This window comes from Pseudomonas sp. HMSC066A08, from assembly GCF_001813025.1.
Taxonomy (GTDB): Bacteria; Pseudomonadota; Gammaproteobacteria; order Pseudomonadales; family Pseudomonadaceae; genus Pseudomonas; species Pseudomonas aeruginosa.
The window spans coordinates 16,822-39,510 of record NZ_KV811360.1 but is presented as its reverse complement, the minus strand read 5'-3'; the positions used below and the strand labels follow the sequence as shown (position 1 = coordinate 39,510).

The 22,689-nt window shown below is 66.0% G+C and carries 23 protein-coding genes; 13 read left to right on the top strand and 10 right to left on the bottom strand.

Annotated features, from left to right (window positions below; all coding sequences use genetic code 11):
- Positions 1 to 688, bottom strand: a 688-nt coding sequence (locus HMPREF2886_RS27525; RefSeq protein ID WP_139147658.1) for a pyridoxal-phosphate dependent enzyme, incomplete at its 3' end; no start/stop codon positions are given.
- A gap of 258 nt (positions 689 to 946) precedes the next feature.
- On the opposite strand from HMPREF2886_RS27525, the gene rpiA reads away from it, so the two are divergent.
- Together rpiA and HMPREF2886_RS27515 are read left to right on the top strand one after the other, a co-directional pair.
- A complete protein-coding gene (gene rpiA, locus HMPREF2886_RS27520; protein ID WP_033971810.1) occupies positions 947 to 1,618 on the top strand; it encodes a ribose-5-phosphate isomerase RpiA in 672 nt (223 codons plus the stop codon).
- A gap of 122 nt (positions 1,619 to 1,740) precedes the next feature.
- Positions 1,741 to 2,073, top strand: coding sequence for a YegP family protein (locus HMPREF2886_RS27515; RefSeq protein ID WP_003117874.1), 333 nt, complete (start codon positions 1,741 to 1,743; stop codon positions 2,071 to 2,073).
- Positions 2,074 to 2,115: 42 nt separating this feature from the next.
- On the opposite strand, the gene HMPREF2886_RS35215 is transcribed toward HMPREF2886_RS27515, so the two are convergent.
- The gene (locus HMPREF2886_RS35215) at positions 2,116 to 2,841 is read right to left on the bottom strand and encodes a CatB-related O-acetyltransferase (protein WP_003084381.1); all 726 of its coding nucleotides are present in this window, start codon (positions 2,839 to 2,841) and stop codon (positions 2,116 to 2,118) included.
- Between the two features lie 289 nt (positions 2,842 to 3,130).
- On the opposite strand from HMPREF2886_RS35215, the gene HMPREF2886_RS27505 reads away from it, so the two are divergent.
- Complete coding sequence (locus tag HMPREF2886_RS27505) at positions 3,131 to 5,074, top strand: autotransporter outer membrane beta-barrel domain-containing protein (protein WP_058179220.1); 1,944 nt, start codon at positions 3,131 to 3,133, stop codon at positions 5,072 to 5,074.
- A 38-nt stretch (positions 5,075 to 5,112) separates the two neighbouring features.
- On the opposite strand, the gene HMPREF2886_RS27500 is transcribed toward HMPREF2886_RS27505, so the two are convergent.
- Positions 5,113 to 6,078, bottom strand: coding sequence for an SdiA-regulated domain-containing protein (locus HMPREF2886_RS27500; protein ID WP_083318628.1), 966 nt, complete (start codon positions 6,076 to 6,078; stop codon positions 5,113 to 5,115).
- Positions 6,079 to 6,405: 327 nt separating this feature from the next.
- Between HMPREF2886_RS27500 and HMPREF2886_RS27495 the strand changes: the two genes are divergently transcribed.
- The 6 genes from HMPREF2886_RS27495 to aphB all read left to right on the top strand — a co-directional run bounded on the left by HMPREF2886_RS27495 (position 6,406) and on the right by aphB (position 13,122).
- The gene (locus HMPREF2886_RS27495) at positions 6,406 to 7,455 is read left to right on the top strand and encodes an ABC transporter ATP-binding protein (RefSeq protein ID WP_033978761.1); all 1,050 of its coding nucleotides are present in this window, start codon (positions 6,406 to 6,408) and stop codon (positions 7,453 to 7,455) included.
- Positions 7,452 to 8,381 carry an ABC transporter permease gene (locus tag HMPREF2886_RS27490; RefSeq protein ID WP_033978760.1) on the top strand — a complete coding sequence of 310 codons (930 nt, stop codon included), beginning with the start codon at positions 7,452 to 7,454 and terminating at the stop codon, positions 8,379 to 8,381. Before HMPREF2886_RS27495 ends, HMPREF2886_RS27490 begins: the two co-directional genes overlap by 4 nt.
- Complete coding sequence (locus tag HMPREF2886_RS27485) at positions 8,378 to 9,166, top strand: ABC transporter permease (RefSeq protein WP_003112952.1); 789 nt, start codon at positions 8,378 to 8,380, stop codon at positions 9,164 to 9,166. Before HMPREF2886_RS27490 ends, HMPREF2886_RS27485 begins: the two co-directional genes overlap by 4 nt.
- A gap of 47 nt (positions 9,167 to 9,213) precedes the next feature.
- Positions 9,214 to 10,257, top strand: a complete 1,044-nt coding sequence (locus tag HMPREF2886_RS27480; protein ID WP_033978759.1) for an ABC transporter substrate-binding protein — start codon at positions 9,214 to 9,216, stop codon at positions 10,255 to 10,257.
- Positions 10,258 to 10,677: 420 nt separating this feature from the next.
- On the top strand, positions 10,678 to 12,072 hold the full coding sequence (locus HMPREF2886_RS27475) for an APC family permease (RefSeq protein ID WP_039027922.1): 1,395 nt from the start codon (positions 10,678 to 10,680) through the stop codon (positions 12,070 to 12,072).
- A gap of 15 nt (positions 12,073 to 12,087) precedes the next feature.
- Positions 12,088 to 13,122 (top strand): acetylpolyamine amidohydrolase AphB, encoded by a 1,035-nt coding sequence (gene aphB / locus HMPREF2886_RS27470; RefSeq protein ID WP_023126890.1) that lies wholly within the window; start codon positions 12,088 to 12,090, stop codon positions 13,120 to 13,122.
- Between the two features lie 80 nt (positions 13,123 to 13,202).
- Here aphB and HMPREF2886_RS27465 read toward each other — a convergent pair whose 3' ends face one another.
- From HMPREF2886_RS27465 to HMPREF2886_RS27450, 4 genes are all read right to left on the bottom strand, one after another.
- Positions 13,203 to 13,553 carry a NirD/YgiW/YdeI family stress tolerance protein gene (locus HMPREF2886_RS27465; protein ID WP_003084357.1) on the bottom strand — a complete coding sequence of 117 codons (351 nt, stop codon included), beginning with the start codon at positions 13,551 to 13,553 and terminating at the stop codon, positions 13,203 to 13,205.
- Between the two features lie 83 nt (positions 13,554 to 13,636).
- A complete protein-coding gene (locus tag HMPREF2886_RS27460; RefSeq protein ID WP_083318627.1) occupies positions 13,637 to 14,626 on the bottom strand; it encodes an SdiA-regulated domain-containing protein in 990 nt (329 codons plus the stop codon).
- Between the two features lie 98 nt (positions 14,627 to 14,724).
- Entirely contained in the window at positions 14,725 to 15,390 is a 666-nt protein-coding gene (locus tag HMPREF2886_RS27455) for a fumarylacetoacetate hydrolase family protein (RefSeq protein ID WP_033971818.1), read from the bottom strand.
- Positions 15,391 to 15,481: 91 nt separating this feature from the next.
- Entirely contained in the window at positions 15,482 to 16,876 is a 1,395-nt protein-coding gene (locus HMPREF2886_RS27450) for an FAD-binding oxidoreductase (protein WP_033971819.1), read from the bottom strand.
- Positions 16,877 to 17,079: 203 nt separating this feature from the next.
- On the opposite strand from HMPREF2886_RS27450, the gene serA reads away from it, so the two are divergent.
- Positions 17,080 to 18,309, top strand: a complete 1,230-nt coding sequence (gene serA / locus HMPREF2886_RS27445; RefSeq protein WP_033971820.1) for a phosphoglycerate dehydrogenase — start codon at positions 17,080 to 17,082, stop codon at positions 18,307 to 18,309.
- A gap of 57 nt (positions 18,310 to 18,366) precedes the next feature.
- Here the strand turns inward: serA and HMPREF2886_RS27440 are convergent, their stop codons facing one another.
- Positions 18,367 to 18,804, bottom strand: a complete 438-nt coding sequence (locus HMPREF2886_RS27440; protein WP_033971821.1) for a DUF4399 domain-containing protein — start codon at positions 18,802 to 18,804, stop codon at positions 18,367 to 18,369.
- A 292-nt stretch (positions 18,805 to 19,096) separates the two neighbouring features.
- Between HMPREF2886_RS27440 and HMPREF2886_RS27435 the strand changes: the two genes are divergently transcribed.
- Positions 19,097 to 19,867, top strand: a complete 771-nt coding sequence (locus tag HMPREF2886_RS27435) for a cystine ABC transporter substrate-binding protein (protein WP_033978756.1) — start codon at positions 19,097 to 19,099, stop codon at positions 19,865 to 19,867.
- Between the two features lie 71 nt (positions 19,868 to 19,938).
- Entirely contained in the window at positions 19,939 to 20,631 is a 693-nt protein-coding gene (locus HMPREF2886_RS27430) for an amino acid ABC transporter permease (protein WP_003084339.1), read from the top strand.
- Between the two features lie 2 nt (positions 20,632 to 20,633).
- Here the strand turns inward: HMPREF2886_RS27430 and HMPREF2886_RS27425 are convergent, their stop codons facing one another.
- Positions 20,634 to 21,128, bottom strand: coding sequence for a 2-thiouracil desulfurase family protein (locus tag HMPREF2886_RS27425; RefSeq protein ID WP_003112945.1), 495 nt, complete (start codon positions 21,126 to 21,128; stop codon positions 20,634 to 20,636).
- 265 nt (positions 21,129 to 21,393) lie between these two features.
- Between HMPREF2886_RS27425 and HMPREF2886_RS27420 the strand changes: the two genes are divergently transcribed.
- A complete protein-coding gene (locus HMPREF2886_RS27420; protein ID WP_033971823.1) occupies positions 21,394 to 21,948 on the top strand; it encodes a DUF6160 family protein in 555 nt (184 codons plus the stop codon).
- A 21-nt stretch (positions 21,949 to 21,969) separates the two neighbouring features.
- Here HMPREF2886_RS27420 and HMPREF2886_RS27415 read toward each other — a convergent pair whose 3' ends face one another.
- Complete coding sequence (locus tag HMPREF2886_RS27415; RefSeq protein WP_073648874.1) at positions 21,970 to 22,668, bottom strand: 2OG-Fe(II) oxygenase; 699 nt, start codon at positions 22,666 to 22,668, stop codon at positions 21,970 to 21,972.
- Positions 22,669 to 22,689: the final 21 nt, after the last annotated feature.

Sequence of the window (22,689 nt, the reverse complement as noted above, 5' to 3'; positions counted from 1 at the left end):
CGGCGAACAGCCCGACCTGGCCCAGCACCACCCGCTCGCCGGCGGCCATGGCCGCCTGCAGGCAGTTCGACTCGTCCGGCTCGACGCCGATCACCTTGATCTCCGGACGCAGGTACTTGACGTAGGCGGCGATGCCGGCGACCAGTCCGCCACCGCCCACCGGGACGAAGATCGCATCGAGGCGGCCGGGCTGCTGGCGGAGGATCTCCATGGCCACGGTGCCCTGGCCGGCGATGGTGTCCGGATCGTCGTAGGGATGGACGAAGGTGTAGCCCTTCTCGTCGACCAGCTTCAGCGCGTGGGCCAGCGCCTCGGGGAAGGCGTCGCCGTGCAGCACCGCCTTGGCGCCGTGGGCGCGCACCGCCTGGACCTTGATCTCGGGGGTGGTCTTGGGCATCACGATGACCGCCCTGATCCCCTGCCGCTTGGCCGCCAGGGCCAGGCCCTGGGCGTGGTTGCCGGCCGAGGCGGCGATCACCCCGCGGGCCTTCTCCTCCTCGGTGAGCTGCGCGACCTTGTTGTAGGCGCCGCGGATCTTGAAGGAAAACACCGGCTGCAGGTCCTCGCGCTTGAGCAGGACCTGGTTGCCGAGGCGTTCGGACAACTGGCGGGCGGGTTGCAGGGGCGTTTCCACCGCGACGTCGTAGACGCGCGAGGTGAGGATCTTCTTGACGTATTGTTCGAGCATCGGAGGCGGTTCGGCGGACTTCACGGAAGCCCGGAGTCTACTCCAGCCCCGCCGGACGGACTACCGGCGCGCCGCAGGAAAACACCGCGACTGCCGGTCATCCGGGGCAAGACCGGAGGACGCCAGGCCGCTATAATTCGTCCCTTCGTATCGCAGCGGCACAGGACGTGCCGGAAACCCGCCGGGCCGCCCCGGCCGCGCGCACCCTCCGCCTGCGCCGCCGGGACGGCCGGCCAGGCAACCAGACAGGCACCCGGGATGAACCAGGATCAGCTCAAGCAGGCAGTGGCGCAGGCCGCCGTCGACCATATTCTTCCGCACCTCGACAGCAAGAGCATCGTCGGCGTCGGCACAGGCTCCACCGCCAATTTCTTCATCGATGCCCTGGCCCGCCACAAGGCCGAGTTCGACGGCGCAGTGGCCAGTTCGGAGGCCACCGCCAGGCGCCTGAAGGAGCATGGCATCCCGGTCTACGAGCTGAACACGGTCAGCGAGCTGGAGTTCTACGTCGACGGCGCCGACGAGAGCAACGAGCGCCTGGAGCTGATCAAGGGCGGCGGTGCCGCGCTGACCCGCGAGAAGATCGTCGCCGCGGTGGCCAAGACCTTCATCTGCATCGCCGATGCCAGCAAGCTGGTGCCCATCCTCGGCCAGTTCCCGCTGCCGGTGGAGGTCATCCCGATGGCTCGCAGCCACGTCGCCCGCCAACTGGTGAAGCTCGGTGGCGATCCGGTCTACCGTGAAGGCGTGCTGACCGACAACGGCAATATCATCCTCGACGTGCACAACCTGCGCATCGACAGCCCGGTGGAACTGGAAGAGAAGATCAACGCCATCGTCGGCGTAGTCACCAACGGCCTGTTCGCCGCCCGCCCGGCCGACCTGCTGCTGCTCGGCACCGCCGACGGCGTCAAGGTCCTCAAGGCCTGAGCCCGCTCGCCCCAGGCCGATGACCGGTGCGGGGCGACACTGCAACAAAAGCGGCTACGCTGTGTCTCAGCAGACGGCTGGTCCGTTGCGATCCGCCTCACCCTGTGAACAAGGAGCTAGACATGGCAGCCAAATTCCATCTGAAGAAAGCGAAAGACGGCCAGTTCCACTTCAACCTGCATGCCGCCAACGGCGAGATCATTCTCACCAGCGAACTGTACAAGGCCAAGGACTCGGCGCTCGGCGGTATCGAGTCGGTGCGCAAGAACTCCCAGCGCGACGGTGCCTTCGAGGTCAAGCCGGCCAGCAACGGCAAGTTCCACTTCGTACTCAAGGCCACCAATGGCCAGGTCGTCGGCCAGAGCCAGCTCTATGCCAGCCAGGCCAACGCCGAAGCCGGCGTGCAGTCGGTGAAGCGCGCAGCGCCGGAAGCCGGCCTCAGCGACGAAAGCTGAACCAGCCCTGGCCGCCGTCGACGCCGGCGGCGGCTGCGGGCCTCAGGACAGCCATTCGATGGCGAACGGCTTGTGCCGGATGCGCAAGCGCCGCGCCTCCTGGCGCGCCTGCGGCGGCCGACGCTCCAGCGCCTCGACGCAGGCCTGCGGATCGTCCAGCGGCAATTCGCCGAGCACGTCCAGCGGCAACTCCCACCAGCGACTCGCCAGCAGTCGCTCGATCAGTTCCGGCGCGAAGCGATAGCGGAGCACCCGCGCCGGCGAACCCGCCACCACCGCGTAGGGCGGCACGTCGCGATTGACCAGCGATTGCGCGCCGATCACCGCGCCGGTGCCGATCTCCACCCCATCGAGGATCAGCGCGTCGCGCCCGATCCATACATCGTGGCCGATCCGCGCCGGGGTCGCTTCGCGCTCGGGCTGCAACGGCTTGCGCAGCAGCTTCGGATTGGCGGTGAAGGCGTGGGTGCTCAGCCAGTGCATTGGATGCGAGCGGCGCGGCTGGCCGATCACCACCCCGGTGGCGATCGAACAGAAGCGGCCGATGCTGGCCACCTCCAGGAACTCGCAGCCGCTGACCACGTCGGTATAGGCGCCGACCTCCAGTGCCGGCGAATGGATCTTCGCCTTGCCCAGCTTCACGTTCGGCTCCAGCGTCACCTGCGTGCCGTCGCGCAGCGTCTCGACCCCGCTGGCCATGCGGCAACCGTGACGTGCCAGAGCCTTCTTCAGGCGACGGTTGAGCAGGGCTTCGCGGAAAATGTTCATGCGACGGGTATCCAGGAGATCGGCAGGGCGAGCACTGTAAATCGACCGCTCGCGGTTACCAAGCCCCGAAATGGGAAGTCACGCCCCAGCAGCGGCCATTGCCGGTAACACTACGTCCAGCACGAAGCTTCCCGCCCATCGCCAGGAGCGACGCTTCTTACAACCTGGCGACACCGCAGGTCGCCCAGGCGTCAATTCGTGCCCCCGGGACATGAAACGGTCCGCATCCTGCTTTCCGCGGCGCGAGCATCATTCGATGCACCATCGTACCGACACAGAGGAAAGTGCCGTGTTCAAACCATTAGCTGTCGCTGTAGGCCTGGGATGTGCCGCGCTGTCGTTGGGCGCCAACGCCTACCAATACGGGGAATACGCCGGGGAGACCCTGGAGCGCCTGATCACCGACTACCCGGGCCGCTATCGCGGCACCGCCAGCTTCGCCGGCGCCAGCGAACTGATGCAGTCGCGCCTGGGCTTCGGCTACCAGACCAGTCGCCAGGACTTCACCTGGGCCGGCAACCGCAGTTCGCAGAACGTCATCGCCTCGGCGCCCGGTAGCAGCGGGAAGTTCCTGGTACTCGGCGCGCACTACGACACCTACTACGGTCGCCCGACCCTGCAGGGCCTGGACGATAACGCCTCGGGCGCGGCGGTGCTCACCGAGATCGCCCGCAACCTCGGCGGCATCGCCCTGGAGAACGGCCTCGAGGTGGTCGGTTTCGGCGCCGAGGAGGAAGGCCTGCGCGGTTCGCGTGCCTACGTCGAGTCCCTCGACGCCAGCCAGCGCGCCAACCTGCTGGGAATGATCAACCTCGACAGCCTGGTCACCGGCGACAAGATGTACGCCCATGCCGGCTCCAACAGCGTGTCCAGCCCGGCCCTCGGCGCCTACCGCGAACAGATCCTGCGCATCGCCCGCGAGCTGGACATCCCGTTGTTCACCAACCCCGGCCTGAACGCCGAATACCCGGCGGGTACCGGCTGCTGCAGCGACGGCGAAAGCTTCAACGGGCTGGACATCCCGGTGTTGTTCATCGAGGCGACCAACTGGGAACTGGGCGACCTGGACGGCTACGAGCAGACCGACAACCCGGCGATTCCCGGCGGCTCAACCTGGCACGACCCGGCCGAGGACAACAAGGAAGTGCTGACCAACGCCCTCGGCCAGGAGCGCATCGAGCAACGCATGCGCGACTTTTCCCGCCTGCTGACGCGCCTGGTGCTGGAGCTGACCAACGCCGACCTGCTGGCCTCCACCGCCTCCGGCGGCGCCCTGGCGCGGCAGATGGAAGACCAGTTGCAGCGCCAGCACCAGGCACTGACCCGCCTGCACGACCGCCGCTGGCTGACCCTGCTCGGCAGCAACCGGCCGGTAGGCAGCTTCGACGGCGAGGTGGGCGCGGAGGGCGAGGTCTCGCCGGACAGCGGTTTCGACATGCCTGGCGATCCGGAGTCCAGGCGCGCCGGCGTGCATCTGCTCGGCGACTACCGCTACAGCGAGGCCCTGATCCTCGGCGGCAGCCTGGCCTTCCAGCGCAGCCGCGACAAGCTGGACCATGGCGGGCGCATCGAGGGCGACACCTGGCAGCTAGGCCTGTTCGGCCTGTACAACGACGGCGGTCCGGAATGGCTGGCCGGCGAGCTGAACCTCGGGCATACCCGCTACGACAGCAAGCGTTCGGTCTACCTCCAGGCCGCCGGCGGGCCGGTGCTGCTCGACCAGCGTCTGTCGGGCGACACCTCGGCCTGGTCCTGGGGCGCCCGGCTGGAAGGCGGCTATGACTTCAGCTTCGGCGAACTGCGGAGCGGGCCGCTGGCCGGTCTCGACTACATGCGCTATCGCATCGACGACTTCCGCGAGGACGAGGCCCTGCGTACCGCACTCGGTTACGAGAAGCAGGACTACGACTCGCTGGAGGCGAGTCTCGGCTGGCGCCTGCGCGGCGAGCTGGCGCTGGGCGCGAGAATGCGCCTGCAACCCTACGCCAGCCTGCGCTGGGTCCGCGAGCTGGCGGACGGACGCCTGGACGACATGGACCTGACCAGCCGCGGCGACGGACGTGTCCGGGTCGCCGACATGGGCGGCGTGGACAAGGATTTCGGCCGCGCCCAACTGGGCGCGCAACTGGCGATCACCGAGCAGCTCGGGGTCTTCGCCGAAGCCAACAGCCGCTTCGCCCACAGCGAAGGCAACCAGGCGGGCTATTCGCTCGGGGTGAACTGGCAGTTCTGAGCGGGCCAGGGGACGCTTCTGCCGTCCCCGCAGCCGCGTCAGGGCTGCGCCGGCTCGTCCTTGCTGAACACGTAGAACAGGTTCGGCTCGCTGACCAGGTAGAGCACGCCACGGTCGTCCATCGCCACGCCCTCGGCCTGCGGCACGCTGCGCTTCAGGCCGTGCATGCCGCGCAGCAGCGACAGGGTGCTGACCGGCTCGCCGTCGGTGTCCAGCTCGACCACCAGGCGCGACTCGTCGGACAACGCCAGCAGGTGCCCGGTGCCCTCGTCGAACTGCAGGCTGGACAGGTCGCGGACGAACAGGCGCCTGTCGCGCCCGGGGTCGTCCACCACGTGCACGGCGAACGGTTTGTCCGCCTGGGTGTGGGGGAAACCGTGGATCTCGTAGATGCGCACCGGGTCGCGCTCCTTGGCGACGAACAGGCGCTTGCCCTCGGCGTCGTAGGCCAGCCCCTCGAAACCCTTGTTGCCGTTGAGGCCGATACCCAGCGAAAGCTGCTGGGCATCGGCAGCATCGATGAAGCGCGTATCGTCCTCCAGGCGCACCTTGACCAGGCGCTGCTGGCGCTCGTCGGTGATCACGTAGACGCCGCGGCTGATGTACTCGATGGCCTCGGCGTCGCCGAAGCCGGTCAGCGGGATGGTCCGCAGTACCTTGCCCTGCAAGGACAGTTCGATGATCTGCGCCGGCTGGTTGGTCACGGTGAACAGGGTGCGCCGGTCGGGATCGAAGGTCAGTGCGGAAACGTCGTCGTTCAACCCCTCGATGGGCTGCGCCTCGATCCGCACGCGGTAGTCCGGCAGCCATATCGAGCGCTCTTTCCAGGCATCGGCGTGACGCCACTCCTGGACGGCGAACCAGGCCCGGTCGAAGACCCGGAAGCTCTGGCCGAGAAGGACCAGCGCGGCCAGAGCGACCAGCAGGACGGCCAGCAGCAGGCGGCGAGGCGTGAAAGCTCGGGACATGGAAAACGGCTCGGGAGTGTGGGCGCGGATAGTCATAGCATAGAGCCTGTACGCTGTACGGAAACGGGCTGCGCCCGTCCTTTCGTACGCAAGCTACGGCTCCAGGCTGAAGCCAAGCTTAAAGTCAGCCAACTGCCCGGGCGACTAGGACAGGTCCGAGTTTCCTGTCCGAAAGGGACGACAAGAGGGTTTCCGCAGTCTTCTTCCAGCGCCACCAGATTGGCCTGTTCGATCCCTTATTGGCCGCATCTATCGTTCTGCGCCCGCGACGCCCCGGTCATTATCGAACCGCAGCAGGTGAAGCGGACCCCAGAAACCGCAAAACCTCAACAATAACAACTGCTTGACTGCATGGAATTCAGCATGACCAGCGCGATAGCCATCGAGCGGATCTGCATGGAATTCGGTACCCCCGGCCAAGGCCTGAAGGCCCTTGACGATGTGTCCCTGGATATCCACGCCAACGAATTCTTCACCCTCCTCGGCCCTTCCGGCTGCGGCAAGACCACCCTCCTCCGCCTCATCGCCGGCTTCGAACAACCCAGCTCCGGCAGCATCCGCCTCTATGGCGAACACATGGAAGGCCTGCCGCCGTTCCGCCGCCCGGTCAACACGGTGTTCCAGAGTTATGCGCTGTTCCCGCACATGAGCGTCGCCGAGAACATCGGCTTCGGCCTGGAGATGCAGGGCCGCCCGCGCACCGAGATCGACGCCACGGTGAGCCGCATGCTCGACCTGGTGAAACTGCCGGAGGTCGGCAAGCGCCGCGCCGACCAGTTGTCCGGTGGCCAGCAGCAACGCATCGCCCTGGCCCGCGCGCTGGCCAGCCGGCCCAAGGTGCTGCTGCTCGACGAGTCGCTGTCGGCGCTGGACCTGAAGCTGCGCAAGGAAATGCAGATCGAGCTGAAGCGCCTGCAGCACGAGACCGGGATCACCTTCATCTTCGTCACCCACGACCAGGAGGAAGCGCTGACCATGTCCGACCGCATCGCGGTGATGAGCAAGGGCAAGGTGTTGCAGGTCGGCACGCCCAGCGACATCTACGAGGCGCCGCTGAACCGGGCGGTCGCCGACTTCATCGGCGAAACCAACTTCCTCGAGGGCCAGGCCGACGCCGACGGCGTGTGCCTGGCGGACGGCCAGCGGCTGGCCGCGACGACCCCCGGCAGCGGCGCTGTGACCCTGGCGATCCGCCCGGAGCGCACCGAACTGGCCGCCGACGGCCAGTTGGAAGGCGTGCTGGAAAACATCGTCTATGTCGGCACCGATACCGTCTACCACCTGAACGTGGCCGGCCAGCCGGGCTTCCGCGTGCGCCAGCAGAATCGCGACGGCGCACGCTGCCCGCACAGTCCGGGGGCGAAGGTGCGGGTGCGGATTCCCGCCGCCGCCATCCGGGTGCTGGCCGAATGAGCACCGCCGGCCGACCTACCGCGCAACAGTCGGCCGAGCGCCGGCAACTGCGTCGGCGCCTGCTGCTGAGCAGCCCGGCGATGCTGATGCTGGTGCTGTTCCTGGTAATCCCGCTGGGCATCATGTTCGCCGTGTCGATCCAGCAGTCCGGCGACTACGGCGGGGTGAAATGGGGTCAGCACAGCCTGGAGGCCTACCTCAATTTCCTCTGGGAACGCGACCTGGACGACAGCCTGGTGTTCAACGCCGACTACCTGGGCATCTTCCAGCGCTCGTTCTGGCTGTCGCTGCTGACCACCCTCGGCTGCCTGGCGCTCGGCTTCCCCACCGCGCTGTACCTGGCGTTGCAGCCGGAACGCCGGCGCAACCTGCTGCTGTTCCTGGTCACAGTGCCGTTCTGGACCAACCTGCTGGTGCGGGTCTACGCCTGGATCCTGCTACTGCGCAACGGCGGACTGGTGGACGCCGGGCTGCAAGGTATCGGCCTGACCGACACCGGGCTGGGGCTGCTCTATACCGATAACGCGGTGATCATCGGCCTCCTTTATACCTACCTGCCGTTCATGGTGCTGCCGATCTACACCAGCCTGGAAAAGATGGACTGGCGCCTGGTGGAGGCGGCATTCGACCTCGGTGCCAACCGCTGGAAAGCGCTGCGTCGGGTGATCGTGCCGCTGGCGATGCCGGGGATAGTCGCCGGCTGCATCCTGGTATTCATCCCGGCCCTGGGCAGCTACATCATTCCGGAGTTGCTCGGCGGCGGTAAGGCGCTGATGATCGGCAACCTGATCCAGCTGCAATTCGGTACCGCGCACAACTGGCCGTTCGGCGCCGCCCTTTCGTTCGCCCTGCTGGCCTTCGTCCTGCTGGCGATGCTGATCTACAACCTGCGCTTCCGGGCCAACGCCGGCGGAGGCCAGCCATGAACGGCCGCAATCCACTCTGGACCTTCAGCGGCGTGCGCCAGGCCGCCTGGCTGTTCTTCGCCTTCCTCTACATCCCGATCCTGGTGCTGGTAGTGCTCAGCTTCAACAGCGGCCAGTCGGCGACGCTCTGGGAGAGCTTCAGCCTGAAATGGTATGCGGTGGTGGCCAACGATCCGGAAATCCTCCGCGCGGCGAAGAACTCGCTGCTCGTCGCCACCCTCGCCACCCTGGCCTCGACCGTCCTGGCCACCCTCGCCGCGCTGGGCATGCGCGGTCGCGCCTTCCGCGGACAGACCCTGATGAATGGCGTGCTCGGCCTGCCGCTGCTGGTGCCGGAGATCGTCACCGCGGTGGCGACCCTGATGTTCTTCTCCTTCATCGGCCTGAAGCTGTCGTTGTTCACCATCCTCATCGCCCACATCGTGTTCTGCATCCCCTTCGCCTACCTGCCGATCCGCGCCCGCCTGGAGGGCCTGGACCCGCGCCTGGCGGAGGCCGCCGCCGACCTCTACGCCTCGCCGTGGAAGGCCTTCTGGAAAATCACCCTGCCCCTGCTGATGCCCGGCGTGCTGTCCGGGGCGATGCTCGCGTTCATCATCTCGATGGACGATTTCGTCATCACCTATTTCGTCGCCGGCGCCGGCGCAACCACCTTGCCGGTGTACATCTTCAGTTCCATCCGCATGGGCATATCCCCGAAGATCAATGCGATTTCCTCGATCATCCTCATGATTTCCATCGCCTTCGTCGCCCTGTCGTACTACCTCGGCCAACGCCGCCGCTGAGAACCTGCCTCCACGAAGAAAAAACAGAAGATCGCCAGGAGTCCACCATGACCTACCGCACACCGCTCACCCTGCTCTTCGCCGCCGGTCTAGCCCTGGGCGGCCAGGCTCGCGCCGAAGGCACCCTGCACTTCGCCAACTGGTCGGACTACTACCCGCCGGAATTGCTGAAGAAGTTCGAGAAGGACACCGGGATCAAGGCCACCCTCGACGCCTACGACAGCAACGAGACGCTGCTGGCCAAGCTCAAGGCCGGTGGCGGCGCCTACGACGTGGTGGTGCCGTCGGACAGTTTCATAGAAATATTCGTCAAGGAGGGGCTGCTGCAAAAGCTCGACAAGAGCCAGTTGCCAAGCCTGGGCAATCTGAAGGAAAACTTCCGGACCCTTGGCTTCGATCCCGGCCACGACTACAGCATTCCCTATCTCTGGGGCACCACCGGCTACAGCTACGATACCGCGAAGGTGCCGGGCGGCAGGCTGGAAGAAAGCTGGAAGCCGTTCTTCGAACCACCAGCCGAGCTGAAAGGCAAGGTGGTGGCTCTGAACTCCATCGAGGAACTGTTCATTCCCGCTACCTACTACCTCGGCATCGACGAATGCACCGAGGACGCCAGGGAAGCGCAGAAGGTCCTCGACCTGCTGCTCAGGCAAAAGCCGGCGCTGGCCATGTACAACAGCGACGGCACCATCGAGCGCATGGCCGCCGGCGAGGTCGCCATGCACCAGCAGTGGAACGGCGCCTTCCACCGCGCCCACGCCCAACGCGCCAGCCTCGCATACGTCTATCCGAAGGAAGGCATCCGGCTGTTCATCGACAACTTCGCGATTCCGCGCGACGCCAGCAACGTCAAGGAAGCCCACGTCTTCATCGACTGGATGATGCGCCCGGAGAACATCGCCGCCGCCTCCAACTTCGCCAAGTACAACAACGCCATCGTCGGCTCGGAGAAATTCATGGAGAAGGCGCTGTTCGACGACCCGGCGATCAACACCCCGCAGGACAAGCTCGACCGCCTGAAGCCGTTCAAGCTCTGCTCGCCGAAAGCCCTGGCGTTGCGCAGCAAGGTCTGGACCAAGCTCAAGAAATGATCGACGCGGCGCGGGCGGCCAGCTCGCGCCAGCGCTGGCCGGCCAGCCAGCTTGGCCATTTCGATCCCTTTTTGACCGTCTACAGGGTTCTCCCCGGCGAAACCGGATTGCTAGAGTCGAACCGCGCCCTCCTCGAAGGGTCGCCCGGAGCCGCGGAAACGGCGCCGGCAGAGCCCAAGGGAACCTCGCGACCGCGAGCTAGAAATCCAACAAGAACGCTTCCTGAGAACGCCATGAACACTATCGACGCCCCAACGCCCGTGCCCGCACACGCCGCGCGCCCTCTCGTCACTGCCATTTCCACCGACCCGGCGGAAACCCCAGCGGTTTTCCCCTAGCCCGTCCATTCACCCGGCGCAGGAAAGGTCCGCCCAAGCGGCCGCCTGCGGGATCGATACGGCATTTCGCGAGGAGCGGAACATGGCCAGCGAACGCAACAACGGCATCCTCATCGGCGGCAAGCGCCCCGAGTACGTCCACAGCGCCCAGGGCACCGGCCTGCGGCGCATCCTCGGGCTGCCCGCCCTGGTCTTCTTCGGGCTGGTCTACATGGTTCCGCTGACCATGTTCACCACCTACGGGGTGGTCACCGAGATCACCGGCGGTCGTACCGCCAGCGCCTACCTGATCACCCTGGCGGCAATGCTCTTCACCGCCTTTTCCTACAGCTTCATGGTGAAGAAATATCCCATCGCCGGCTCGGCCTATTCCTATACCAGCCTCAGCTTCGGCCCCTGCGTCGGCTTCCTCGCCGGCTGGTCGCTGCTGCTCGACTACCTGTTCCTGCCGATGATCAACTACCTGCTCATCGGCCTGTTCCTCAACATCGCCTTCCCGATGGTGCCGGCCTGGGTCTTCGTGCTCGCGGCGATCGGCCTGGTCACCGTGCTCAACGTGATCGGCATCAGCTCGGTGGCCGGCATGAGCAATGTGATCGTCGGCGCCCAGTTCGTCTTCGCCGTGGTGTTCGTCGCCATGGCGGTCAAGCACCTGGCCGGTATCCCCTCGCTGGACCTGAGCCTGCCCTTCGTCGGCGATGGCAGCCAGTCGGGCTTCGCCCCGCTGATGGCCGGTGCGGCGGTGCTGTGCCTGTCGTTCCTCGGCTTCGACGCGGTCTCGACCCTGGCCGAGGAAACCCGCGACCCGCAACGCGACATCCCGCGCGCCATCGTCATCACCACGGTCGGCGCCGGCCTGCTGTTCACCGTGCTGGCGGTCTTCAGCCAACTGGTGTTTCCCGGCAGCGTATTCCAGGACGCCGAGTCGGCGGCCAACGAGGTGATGCTGGCCGCCGGCGGCAAGTTCCTCGCCAGCTTCTTCACCGCCGCCTACGTCGCCGGCGCCGCCGGCTCGGCGCTGGCCTCGCAGGCCTCGGTGTCGCGCATCCTCTACAGCATGGGCCGCGACGGAATCCTGCCGCGGCGCGTGTTCGGCAGCCTCTCGGAGCGCTTCAAGACGCCAGTGATCGCGATCCTGGTGGTCTCGGTGATTTCCTTGCTGGCGGTGGTCATCGATCTGACCACCCTGGCCTCGATGATCAGCTTCGGCGCGCTGGTGGCGTTCTCCGCGGTGAACCTGGCGGTGATCCGCAGCTACCTGCTGCTCGACGGCCGCCGCGCCCCGCGCGACCTGCTGCGCTACGGGCTGGTGCCGGCCACCGGCCTGGGCCTGACCCTGTGGCTATGGACCAGCCTCTCGGCGCTGACCCTGGTGATCGGCCTGACCTGGTTCGCCGCCGGCCTCGCCTACCTGGCGTTGCATACCGGCGGCTTCCGCCGCAAGGCGCCGACCGTGACCTTCTCCGAACAGAACTGAGCCCGGGAGCCCGACATGCTGACGATCTATAGCGACGACCATCGCCTGCACCACGGCCGGCACGAACTGATCGGCGGCCAGTTCACCCCCTGCTTCGAAAAACCCAGCCGCGCCGATATGGTCCTCGACCGCGTGAAGGCCGTAGGCCTCGGCGAAGTTCGCGCACCGCGCGACTTCGGCCTGGAGCCGATCCGCCGGGTGCACAGCGAGGGTTTCGTGCGTTTCCTGCAGAACGCCTGGCAGGACTGGCTGGCCACCGGCCGCAGCCATGACATGCTGCCGATCGCCTGGCCGACCCGACGCCTGCGGCAGACGGAGCCGGACAACATCGACGGTCGCCTCGGCTACTACTCCTTCGACGCCGGCGCGCCGATCACCGCCGGGACCTGGCAGGCGATCACCAGTTCGGCCAACGTCGCCCTCAGCGGCCAGTCCGAACTCGCCAACGGCGCGCGCTCGGTATTTTCGCTCTGTCGGCCGCCGGGCCACCACGCCGCGGCCGACTACATGGGCGGCTATTGCTTCTTCAACAATGCCGCCATCGCCGCCCAGGCCTTCCTCGACCGGGGCGCCGGGCGGGTGGCGATCCTCGACGTCGACTACCACCATGGCAACGGCACCCAGGACATCTTCTACGACCGCGCCGATGTGCTGTTCACCTCGATCCACGGCGACCCGCGCTTCGAATACCCCTATTTCCTCGGCTACGCCGACGAGAAGGGCAACGGCGTCGGTGCCGGCTACAACTTCAACTACCCACTGGCGGCCGGCAGCGACTGGGCGACCTGGAGCCAGGCGCTGCAGGCGGCGATCCGGCAGATCCAGGCCTATGCGGCGGACGTCCTGATCGTTTCCCTGGGGGTGGATACCTTCAAGGAGGACCCGATTTCCCAGTTCCGCCTGGACAGCCCCGACTACCTGCGCATGGGCGAAGCCATCGGCAAGCTCGGCCTGGCCACGCTGTTCGTGATGGAGGGAGGCTACGCGGTGGAGGAAATCGGGATCAACGCAGTGAACGTGCTACAGGGTTTCGAAGGGGTTCACCGGTAAGCCCGCCCGCAACTTCGCCCGGTCGGAACGCGAAACGGCCCGCCTCCCGGAAGAGAGGCGGGCCGTTTCGATTCAGGACCTTACTTGATCACTTCGACGAACTCGACGTCGATCTCGCGGCCGACCAGGTCGCGGTCGACTTCGCCGGTCAGCTTGACCCGGGTCTTGTCGTTGATTTCCATCGGCGGGAAGTCTTCGTCGTCGATCTCGACCTTCATGCTGCCGGTGGCATCGCGGAACTCGTAGATGTCGCCCTTGATGCGCTTGACGATGGTGCCCTGGAGGACCACCGGGGTGTCGTCGGCGGCTTCCAGCGCGGCCTTCACCGTGGTGGTGGTCGGGGTAGCGCCCGGGCCGGTATAGCCGGCGGCCAGGGTGACGGTGGAGAACAGGCCGATGGCAGCGATGAGGGGCAGGTGACGAAGTTTCATGGGTAACGCCTCGTAGTTGGTTTCGATGGGTCCAGGCTACGAAGCCTTGCTGAAACCAGGCTTAATCGGCGCTTAAGCGAAGCTTAATCGGCGTCGCTGGTGGCCAGGCGCTCGCCGCTCTTCTTGCGGAACACGTAGAACAGGTTCGGCTCGCTGACCATGTAGATCGTGCCCTCGTCGTCGATGGCCACCCCTTCGGCGCGCGGGATCTTGCTGTCCAGGCCGTTGAAGCCGCCGAGCAGGCTGATGAAGCTGACCGGCTCGCCCTTCTCGTCCAGCTCCAGCAGCAGATGCGATTCGGCCGACAGCACCAGGGCATGCCCGGTACGCGGGTCGACGCTGAGCGCCGAGACGTTGCGCATGTACAGGTCGTCGCTCGGTAGCGCGGTCATCGCCCCGCTCAGGCTCGGCCCGCCGTCGCTCTTCCAGCTGAACAGGGTCATCGGATCGCGCTCCTTGCTCAGCAACAGACGCTGCTGGCGCGGATCCCAGGCGATGCCCTCGAAGCCCTTGTTCTTCTTGCCGATATTGCCCAGCGGGAATTCGGCCAGGCTCTTGGTGCTCAGCTCGGCGGTCTGCGGGTCGACATGGAAGATGGTCAGGGTATTGCGGCGCTCGTCGGTCACCGCGACGTTGCCGTTCTCCAGCACCGCCACGCCTTCGGGATTGCTCAGGCCGAGCAGCGGGATGGTGCGCAGCACGTCGCCGGTGAGAGACAGCTCCACCAGCAGCGGCCGCTTGCCGGTGACGGTGAACAGGGTCCTGGTTGCCGGGTTGTAGGCCAGGTCCGAGGTTTCTTCCTCTTCCAGGCCCTGCAACGGCTTGGCGTCGATCACCACCCGATAGCCCGGCAACCAGATGCTTTCGTCGCGCTGCTGCTGGCTGGCCTGGCTTTCCTTCCACCACAGGCCGGCGCGATCGTCCCAATGCATGACGATGGTCAGCACCACGCCGACGAGCACGACGAACGCCGGCAGCAGCCAGCGGAAACGGGGAAGCTTGGAGGCAAGGGACATGGGCGAGGCTCGACTGTTTGGCCAGGTGTTTTCTTGGGCGTCGCCATGAAAGGGCATTGCCCCCGGCCTGTCAATCGAAGCGTCGGCCAGCCGACCGACAGTCGCTTCCGCTGCCGGCGCTAGGGAGGCCGGCCGCGCCCGGCGGCCGCAGCGGTTCAGAGCACGCGGGTCTCGAAACGGCTGGCGCCCGGCAATTCGAGCAGCAATTCGTCGCCGCTGTGCAGCGGCCCGACCCCGGACGGCGTGCCGGTCAGCACCACATCGCCGGCCTGTAGCGAGAAATGCCCGGCGATGTGCTGGATCAGCGGCACGATCGGATTGAGCATGTCGCGGCTGTTGCCGTCCTGGCGTACCTCGCCGTTGATGGTCAGGCGGATGCCGATGTCGGTCGGGTCGGGGAACTGGTCGGCGCTCACGAACGGCGACAGCACGCCGGCGCCATCGAAGCTCTTTGCCAGCTCCCAGGGCAAGCCCTTTTCCTTCAGCTTCGCCTGGACTTCGCGCAAGGTCAGATCCAGCGCCGGCGCATAGCCGGAGATCGCGTCGAGGACCTCCTCGCGGTTCGGCTTGCGCGACAGCGGCTTGCCGATCAGCACGGCGATTTCCGCCTCGTAGTGCACCGAACCGCGCTCCTGCGGCAGGCTCAGCCCGCCGCTTACCGGCACTACGCAGGAGCCGGGCTTGATGAACAGCAGCGGCTCGGTGGGAACCGGGTTGTTCAGTTCCTTGGCGTGTTCGGCGTAGTTGCGCCCGACGCAGACCAGCTTGCCCAGGGGGAAGTGGATCGGGGTGCCGTCGATATATTGATGCTGGTAACTCATTTACCGACTCCTGAACGGGTGGAAAGGCATCCGTGGCGCCCGCCACAGACGAGAAGGGCCGGATGACCGGCCCTCTGCGTTGCGAAACCTGCTACTCGGCGAAGATCTTGCCGGGATTCATGATCCCGTTGGGGTCGAACACCGCCTTCAGTGCCTTCATATAGGCAATTTCGGTTTCCGAGCGGGTGTAGGTCAAGTAGTCGCGCTTGGTCATGCCCACGCCATGCTCGGCGGAAATCGAGCCGTTGTACTTCTCGACAGTCTCGAACACCCACTTGTTGACGGTCGCGCACTTGGCGAAGAACTCGTCCTTGCCGAGGTTTTCCGGCTTGAGGATGTTCAGGTGCAGGTTGCCGTCGCCGATGTGGCCGAACCACACCACCTCGAAGTCCGGGTAGTTGGCCTCGACGATGGCGTCGATGTCCTTGAGGAAGGCGGGCACCCGGGAAACCGTGACCGAGATGTCGTTCTTGTACGGCGTCCAGTGGGAGATGGTCTCGGAGATGTACTCGCGCAGCTTCCACAGGTTCTGCAACTGCTGCTCGCTCTGGCTCATCACCCCGTCCAGCACCCAGCCCTGCTCGACGCAGTGCTCGAAGGTGGCCAGCGCTTCGTTGGCGACTTCCTCGGTGCTCGCCTCGAACTCCAGCAGGGCGTAGAACGGGCAGTCGGTTTCGAACGCGCGCGGTACGTCGCCACGAGCCAGGACCTTGGCCAGGGCCTTGTCGGAGAAGAACTCGAAGGCGGTCAGGTCGAGCTTGCTCTGGAAGGCATGCAGCACCGGCATGATCGAGTCGAAGTCGGGCGTGCCGAGGACCATAGCGGTGAGGTTCTTCGGCGTGCGCTCCAGGCGCATGGTCGCCTCGACCACGAAGCCCAGGGTGCCTTCGGCGCCGATGAACAGCTGGCGCATGTCGTAGCCGGTGGCGTTCTTGATCAGGTCCTTGTTCAGCTCGAGCAGGTCGCCCTTGCCGGTGACGACCTTCATCCCGGCCACCCAGTTACGGGTCATGCCGTAGCGAATGACCTTGATCCCGCCGGCATTGGTACCGATATTGCCGCCGATCTGGCTGGAACCGGAAGAAGCGAAGTCAACCGGGTAGTACAGGCCGTTTTCCTCGGCGAAGGTCTGCAGTTGCTTGGTAACCACGCCCGGCTGGCAGACCACGGTGCGGTCGAAGGCATTGAAGTCGAGGATCCGGTTCATGTAGTCGAAGGCCACCACGACTTCGCCGTTGGCCGCCACGGCCGCGGCGGAGAGCCCGGTACGACCGCCCGACGGGACCAGACCGACCTTGTGCTGGTTGGCCCAGCGGACGATCGCCTGGACCTGCTCGACGCTCTTGGGGAACACGATGGCCAGCGGCGCAGGGGCGAAATGCTTGGTCCAGTCCTTGCCGTAGGCGTCCAGTGAGGCGGCGTCGTCGAGCAGCTTGCCAGGCTCGACCAGGGGCTTGAGCGATTCGATCAGGGCTTCGCGGGTCATTCGGGAACTCTCAAATGATTCATGGTCGTCCTGAGAACAACTCAGGTCGCAACCGGGCAAGGAAAAGGGAGAACATGCTAGCATACGCCCCCCGCGCTTAGTGCCTCTGGGCGCCGAGTTGCGGGTGCCGGCCAGCGCCGGCCGGACCCGCTTCGCGCAGTTCGCTTTCCAGCCACTTCCTCCGGGACAACAGGTTTACGCAGATGAGCAAGACCTCTCTCGACAAGAGCAAGATCAAGTTCCTTCTTCTCGAAGGTGTCCACCAGAACGCCGTGGACACGCTGAAGGCCGCCGGCTACACCAACATCGAGTACCTCAAGACCGCGCTTTCCGGCGACGAGCTGAAGGAAAGGATCGCCGATGCGCACTTCATCGGCATTCGCTCCCGCACCCAGCTGACCGAAGAGGTCTTCGACTGCGCGAAGAAACTGATCGCGGTCGGCTGCTTCTGCATCGGCACCAACCAGGTCGACCTCAACGCCGCCCGCGAACGCGGTATCGCCGTGTTCAACGCGCCCTACTCGAACACCCGCTCTGTGGCTGAGCTGGTACTGGCCGAGGCGATCCTGCTGCTGCGCGGCATCCCGGAAAAGAACGCCTCCTGCCATCGCGGCGGCTGGATCAAGAGCGCGGCGAACTCCTTCGAGATCCGTGGCAAGAAGCTCGGCATCGTCGGCTACGGCTCGATCGGCACCCAGCTCTCGGTACTCGCCGAGGCCCTGGGCATGCAGGTGTTCTTCTACGACACCGTGACCAAGCTGCCGCTGGGCAACGCGGTCCAGATCGGCAGCCTGCACGAGCTGCTGGGCATGTCCGACATCGTCTCGCTGCACGTTCCCGAACTGCCCTCCACCCAGTGGATGATCGGCGAGAAGGAAATCCGCGCGATGAAGAAGGGCGGCATCCTGATCAACGCCGCGCGCGGCACGGTGGTCGAGCTGGAGCACCTGGCCGCCGCGATCAAGGACGAGCACCTGATCGGCGCCGCCATCGACGTGTTCCCGGTCGAGCCGAAATCCAACGACGAGGAATTCGCCAGCCCGCTGCGTGGCCTGGACCGGGTGATCCTGACCCCGCACATCGGCGGCTCCACAGCCGAGGCACAGGCCAACATCGGCCTGGAAGTGGCGGAGAAGCTGGTCAAGTACAGCGACAACGGCACCTCGGTGTCGTCGGTCAACTTCCCCGAAGTGGCCCTGCCGTCGCACCCGGGCAAGCACCGCCTGCTGCACATCCACGCCAACATCCCCGGCGTGATGAGCGAGATCAACAAGGTCTTCGCCGACAACGGCATCAACGTTTCCGGCCAGTACCTGCAAACCAACGAGAAGGTCGGCTACGTAGTGATCGACGTCGATGCCGAGTACTCCGACCTGGCCCTGGAGAAACTCCAGCAGGTCAACGGCACCATCCGTAGCCGCGTGCTGTTCTGAGGCAGCGCCCGGCGGAAAGGAAAAAGGAGGCCCAGCGGCCTCCTTTTTTCGTTTCCGTCACTTGACGGTAACGGTGATCTTCTCCGACTCCACGGTCGGCTCCAGCGGCACGTGGTTCTTGTCGCCCACCAGCAGTTGCAGGGTGTGCTTGCCCGGCGGCAGGGTGATCTCGGTTTCGGTCTGGCCCTTGCCGAAGTGGCGGATGTTGTCGGTCATCGGCAGCGGCAGGTTCATCGCCGGCTGCTCCTTCAGGTCCACCAGCAGGTGATGGTGGCCGGTATCCGGCATGTCGACGCCGGCCGGCGCCACGCCCATGCCTTTCAGGCCGAATTTCACGGTGAAGGTCTTGTCGACGGTTGCACCATCGGCCGGCGTGATGAAATACACTTTCGCCCCTTCGGGCGCCTTAGTCCGGGGCAGCTCGGCAGCCATCAGGCTGGCGGATGCGCCGAACATCAGGGCGGCTAGACCGAGGCAAGGCAATGTCACTCTCATGGGAGTCTCCTGTTTTCACTTCCGTTAGCACCCGGGAAACACCACTGGACGGAATTTCCCCGGCACTCTTCGTGCCTTCCGAATCAGGGAAAGGCATCGCTGGCACAGCGATTTCCACTGCGAAGCCCGTCGTAGAGCGGCGTTCGCGCACATAATCCGGGTCAATGCCCGCAACCCCTGGAAAGACCGCATGCAACCCAGTAGGTTCGCGATTGTCCAGGACGCGGGCCCGGCTAAGCTGAACGAACAGCATAGGCCCGACCGACGTTCATTCCCACCCGAGGAGTACTACATGCGATTTCTGCCCCGCCTGCTGATGCTGGTATCCCTGGCCGCTCCGCTGGCCCATGCCGAGCTGCTCGACGACATCCACCAGCGCGGCGCCCTGCGCATCGCCCTGGAGGGCACCTATCCGCCGTTCAACTTCAAGCAGGGTGGCAAGCTCACCGGCTTCGAGACCGAACTGGGCGAACTGCTGGCCGCCGAACTGGCGGTCAAGCCTGAATTCGTCACCACCGAATGGAGCGGCATCCTCGCCGGCCTGCAGAGCGGCAAGTACGACATCGCGCTGAACCAGGTCTCGGTGAACGAGCAGCGGCGCAAGGTCTTCGACTTCAGCGAGCCATACACCATCTCCAGCGCCCAGTTGATCGTGCGCGCCGACGAAACCCGCCAGTTCAAGTCGCTGGAAGACCTCAAGGGCCTCAAGCTCGGCGTCGGCCAGGGCACCAACTACGCCGACCTGGCGAAGTCGGTGGCCGGGGTCAACGTGCGCACCTATCCGGGCGCCCCGGAATACCTGCAGGACCTGGCCAGCAAACGCATCGACGCGGCGCTCAACGACCGCCTGCTGATCCCCTTCGCCATCCGCGAGGCCAAGCTGCCGGTCAAGCCCGGCGCGGCGGTGGGGCCGGTGGCGAACATGGCGATTCCCTACCGGAAGAACAATCCGAAGTTCGGCGAGGCGCTGAACGCGGCGCTGGAGAAGATCAAGGCCGACGGCCGCTTCGCCAAGCTCTCGGAAAAGTGGTTCGGCCTGGACGTCAGCCAGCCGCCGAAGTGAGTTCCCGCCCGAACGGGGGAAGCGGCCGCGCCCGAGAGACGCGGCCGTCGTGTTTGTCGATGGAGTGTTGAATGAATTCGCTGCAGAAATTGCTCGAATGGCTCGCCAACCTGGTCGAGCTGCTCGGGATGGCCTGGCCCTTCCTGCTCCAGGGCGCGATGTATACCGTGCTGTTCGCCGCGGTATCGATGGTCCTGGGCCTGATCCTCGGCTTCAGCGTCGCGGTGGTCCGGGTGACCAAGGTGCCGGTGGTCTCGCAGATCGCCGCGGTCTACGTCAGCGCCTTCCGCGGGACGCCACTGCTGGTGCAGATCTTCGTCCTGTACTACGGGCTGCCGAGCGTAGGCATCGAGTTCACCCCGGTCACCGCGGGCATCCTGGCGCTGACCCTGAATGTCGCGGCCTATCTCTCGGAGTCCATGCGCGGGGCGATCCTCGGCATCGACAAGGGACAATGGGAAGCGGGGCTCTCGGTCGGCCTGACCTGGGGCCAGACCCTGTGGAACATCATCACCCCGCAGGCCCTGCGCCTGGCGGTGCCGAGCCTGTCGAACAGCCTGATCAGCCTGATCAAGGACACCTCGCTGATCTCCGTGATCACCGTGACCGAACTGATGCTGGCGACCAAGGAGGTCATCGCCGAAACCTTCCAGCCGCTGCCGCTCTATCTCGCCGCCGCCGGGATCTACTGGCTGCTTTCGGCACTCTTCGAGCGTGTGCAGAAAGCCCTGGAGAACCGCCTGACCGCGCCGCTGCGGCGCTGAGTTCAGCCGCCGGCGTCGAGGCCGGCCAGGCAGACCGCGGCGCGGTCCAGTTCATCCTCGTTGAATACCAGCACGCCCATGCGCTTGAGGGCGGCGGCGGTAACGCCCTCGCCGGCGACCCGGTTGCCGTTGAAGCGCCCGTCGTAGTTCTCCAGGTTGCCGCAGGAAGGACTGCGCGCCTTGAGCACGGCCATCCGGATGTCATGGCGGCGGACCAGCTCCACTGCCGCCTCCGCACCCAGCAGGAATGCTTCGCTGACATCCTCGCCGTCGACGGTGAAGACCCGGTTCAGCCGGTCCAGCACTTCGCCGCCCTGGCCGCCGGGGATCTCCGCTGGCGGGCGGGGCGTCGGCAAGCCGCCGGCGACCTCCGGGCAAAGGGCGACGATCCGCCCCTGCGCATGCCAGCGCGAGAGCAGGTCGAACGGGCCATGGCTGCCACCGTCGTAGCGCACCAGGTGGCCCAGCAGGCAACGGCTGACCAGAACCTTCTGCATGGATGCTCCACCCCTATGACAGGCACACAGAGTAGCCTGCCGCTCACCGATGGTCACGCCCGGTAACAGTAGCCGGGAAGCACCGGGGAAACCCGCCCTCGACCCAACCGGAGTTAGGCCTCGCGGTAGCGCTCCAGCGCCCGTATGGCGGGGACCAGGGCTATTTCTTGCCGATCCTTAGGATAGAACTGCGGGCGGCCCATGGCGAACCTCCCCCGCCCCGAGCAGACTGGCTTCCCGCGCAACCGCGAAGGACCCGCCCGTCATGCTCCCGACCCGCTCGCTTCTACCGTTTTTCCTGGCCCCCGCGCTGCTCGCCAGCGCTGCCAGCCAGGCGGCCATGGAGGCCCTGGACAACGACAGTCTCAGCCAGGTCACCGGCCAGGCCGGCATCAGCCTGCGCCTGGACCTGCGCGCCGGCGCGGCCAGGGTCGCCTGGGTGGACGACGGCGGCAGCCTCTCGCTGCGCAACCTGGTGATCGACAACGGCTGCGTGAAGGCCGGCGACTGCCCGGACGGGCGCGGCGGCAACATCCCCCTGGGCGCCGCCCAGCTCGGCCTGAGCCTGCCGATCTTCGGCGTCGAGCAGCCGACCCTGGCACTGGACGTGACCACCGGCAGCGGCGGCGGGCAGCAACTGGCGATCAGCCTGCCGGACCTCGCCACCATCAACGACCAGTTGATCGCCAGCGGCCTGCCGGCGCAGCGCATCCGCCTGCGGGTAGCCAGCGACCTGTACATCGGCGACAACTCGATCGGCCGCATCGAACTGCGCGACATCACCGACCTGCGCGGCACGCTCAAGGTCTGGGGTCATTGAGGCGGCGACGCCGCCCAGGGTTCAGGAGAGTTGCAGGAGGGATTCGTTGCGCCGGCGGAACCAGCCGGTCAGCGACAGCCGGTCACGGCTGGCGGGCAGGACTTCGTGCTCGGTGCCGGCGGACATGAACACCACCAGGCTACCGCCCGTCGGCTGGATGTCCACCTGCCGCTGCGGCAGGTGCAGGCGCAACGCGCCGCCATGCTCGGGCAACCAGGCATCGTTGAGGTAGAGAACCGCGGAGACGGTGCGTGCGTCGTCGTCGCGGAAACGATCGACATGCTTCTGGTAATAGGCGCCCGGCGGGTACAGCGCGAAGTGGCACTCGAAATCCTCGAGGCCGAGGAACAGCGAGGCGTTGAGCGCCTGGCGCAAGCTGTCCATCACCCCCAGGTATTCGTCGCAAGCCTCGGATTCTCCGGGCTCCAGCCATTGCGTGAGGTCGCCGCGGATGCCTTCGCGGATCACCTGGCCGTCGCCGCGACCGATCGCCGCCGGGGTCAGGTCGCCCGCGACCGCACGGGTGCGGCACTCTTCGGCCAATCTGGTGGTCAGACGCTCAGGCATGAAGATGCTCTGGTGCGACCAGCCCCGGTCGACCAGTTCATCGACGATGCGATGCAGGAGTGGATGATTGACGTTGATGTGCATTGTCCATTGTAGCGTGCCGCCCCGGTGTCTCGACAAGCGGTCCGCCGCATGTCGACAATAGCGCCCCATGGACGGCACCACCCGAACGAC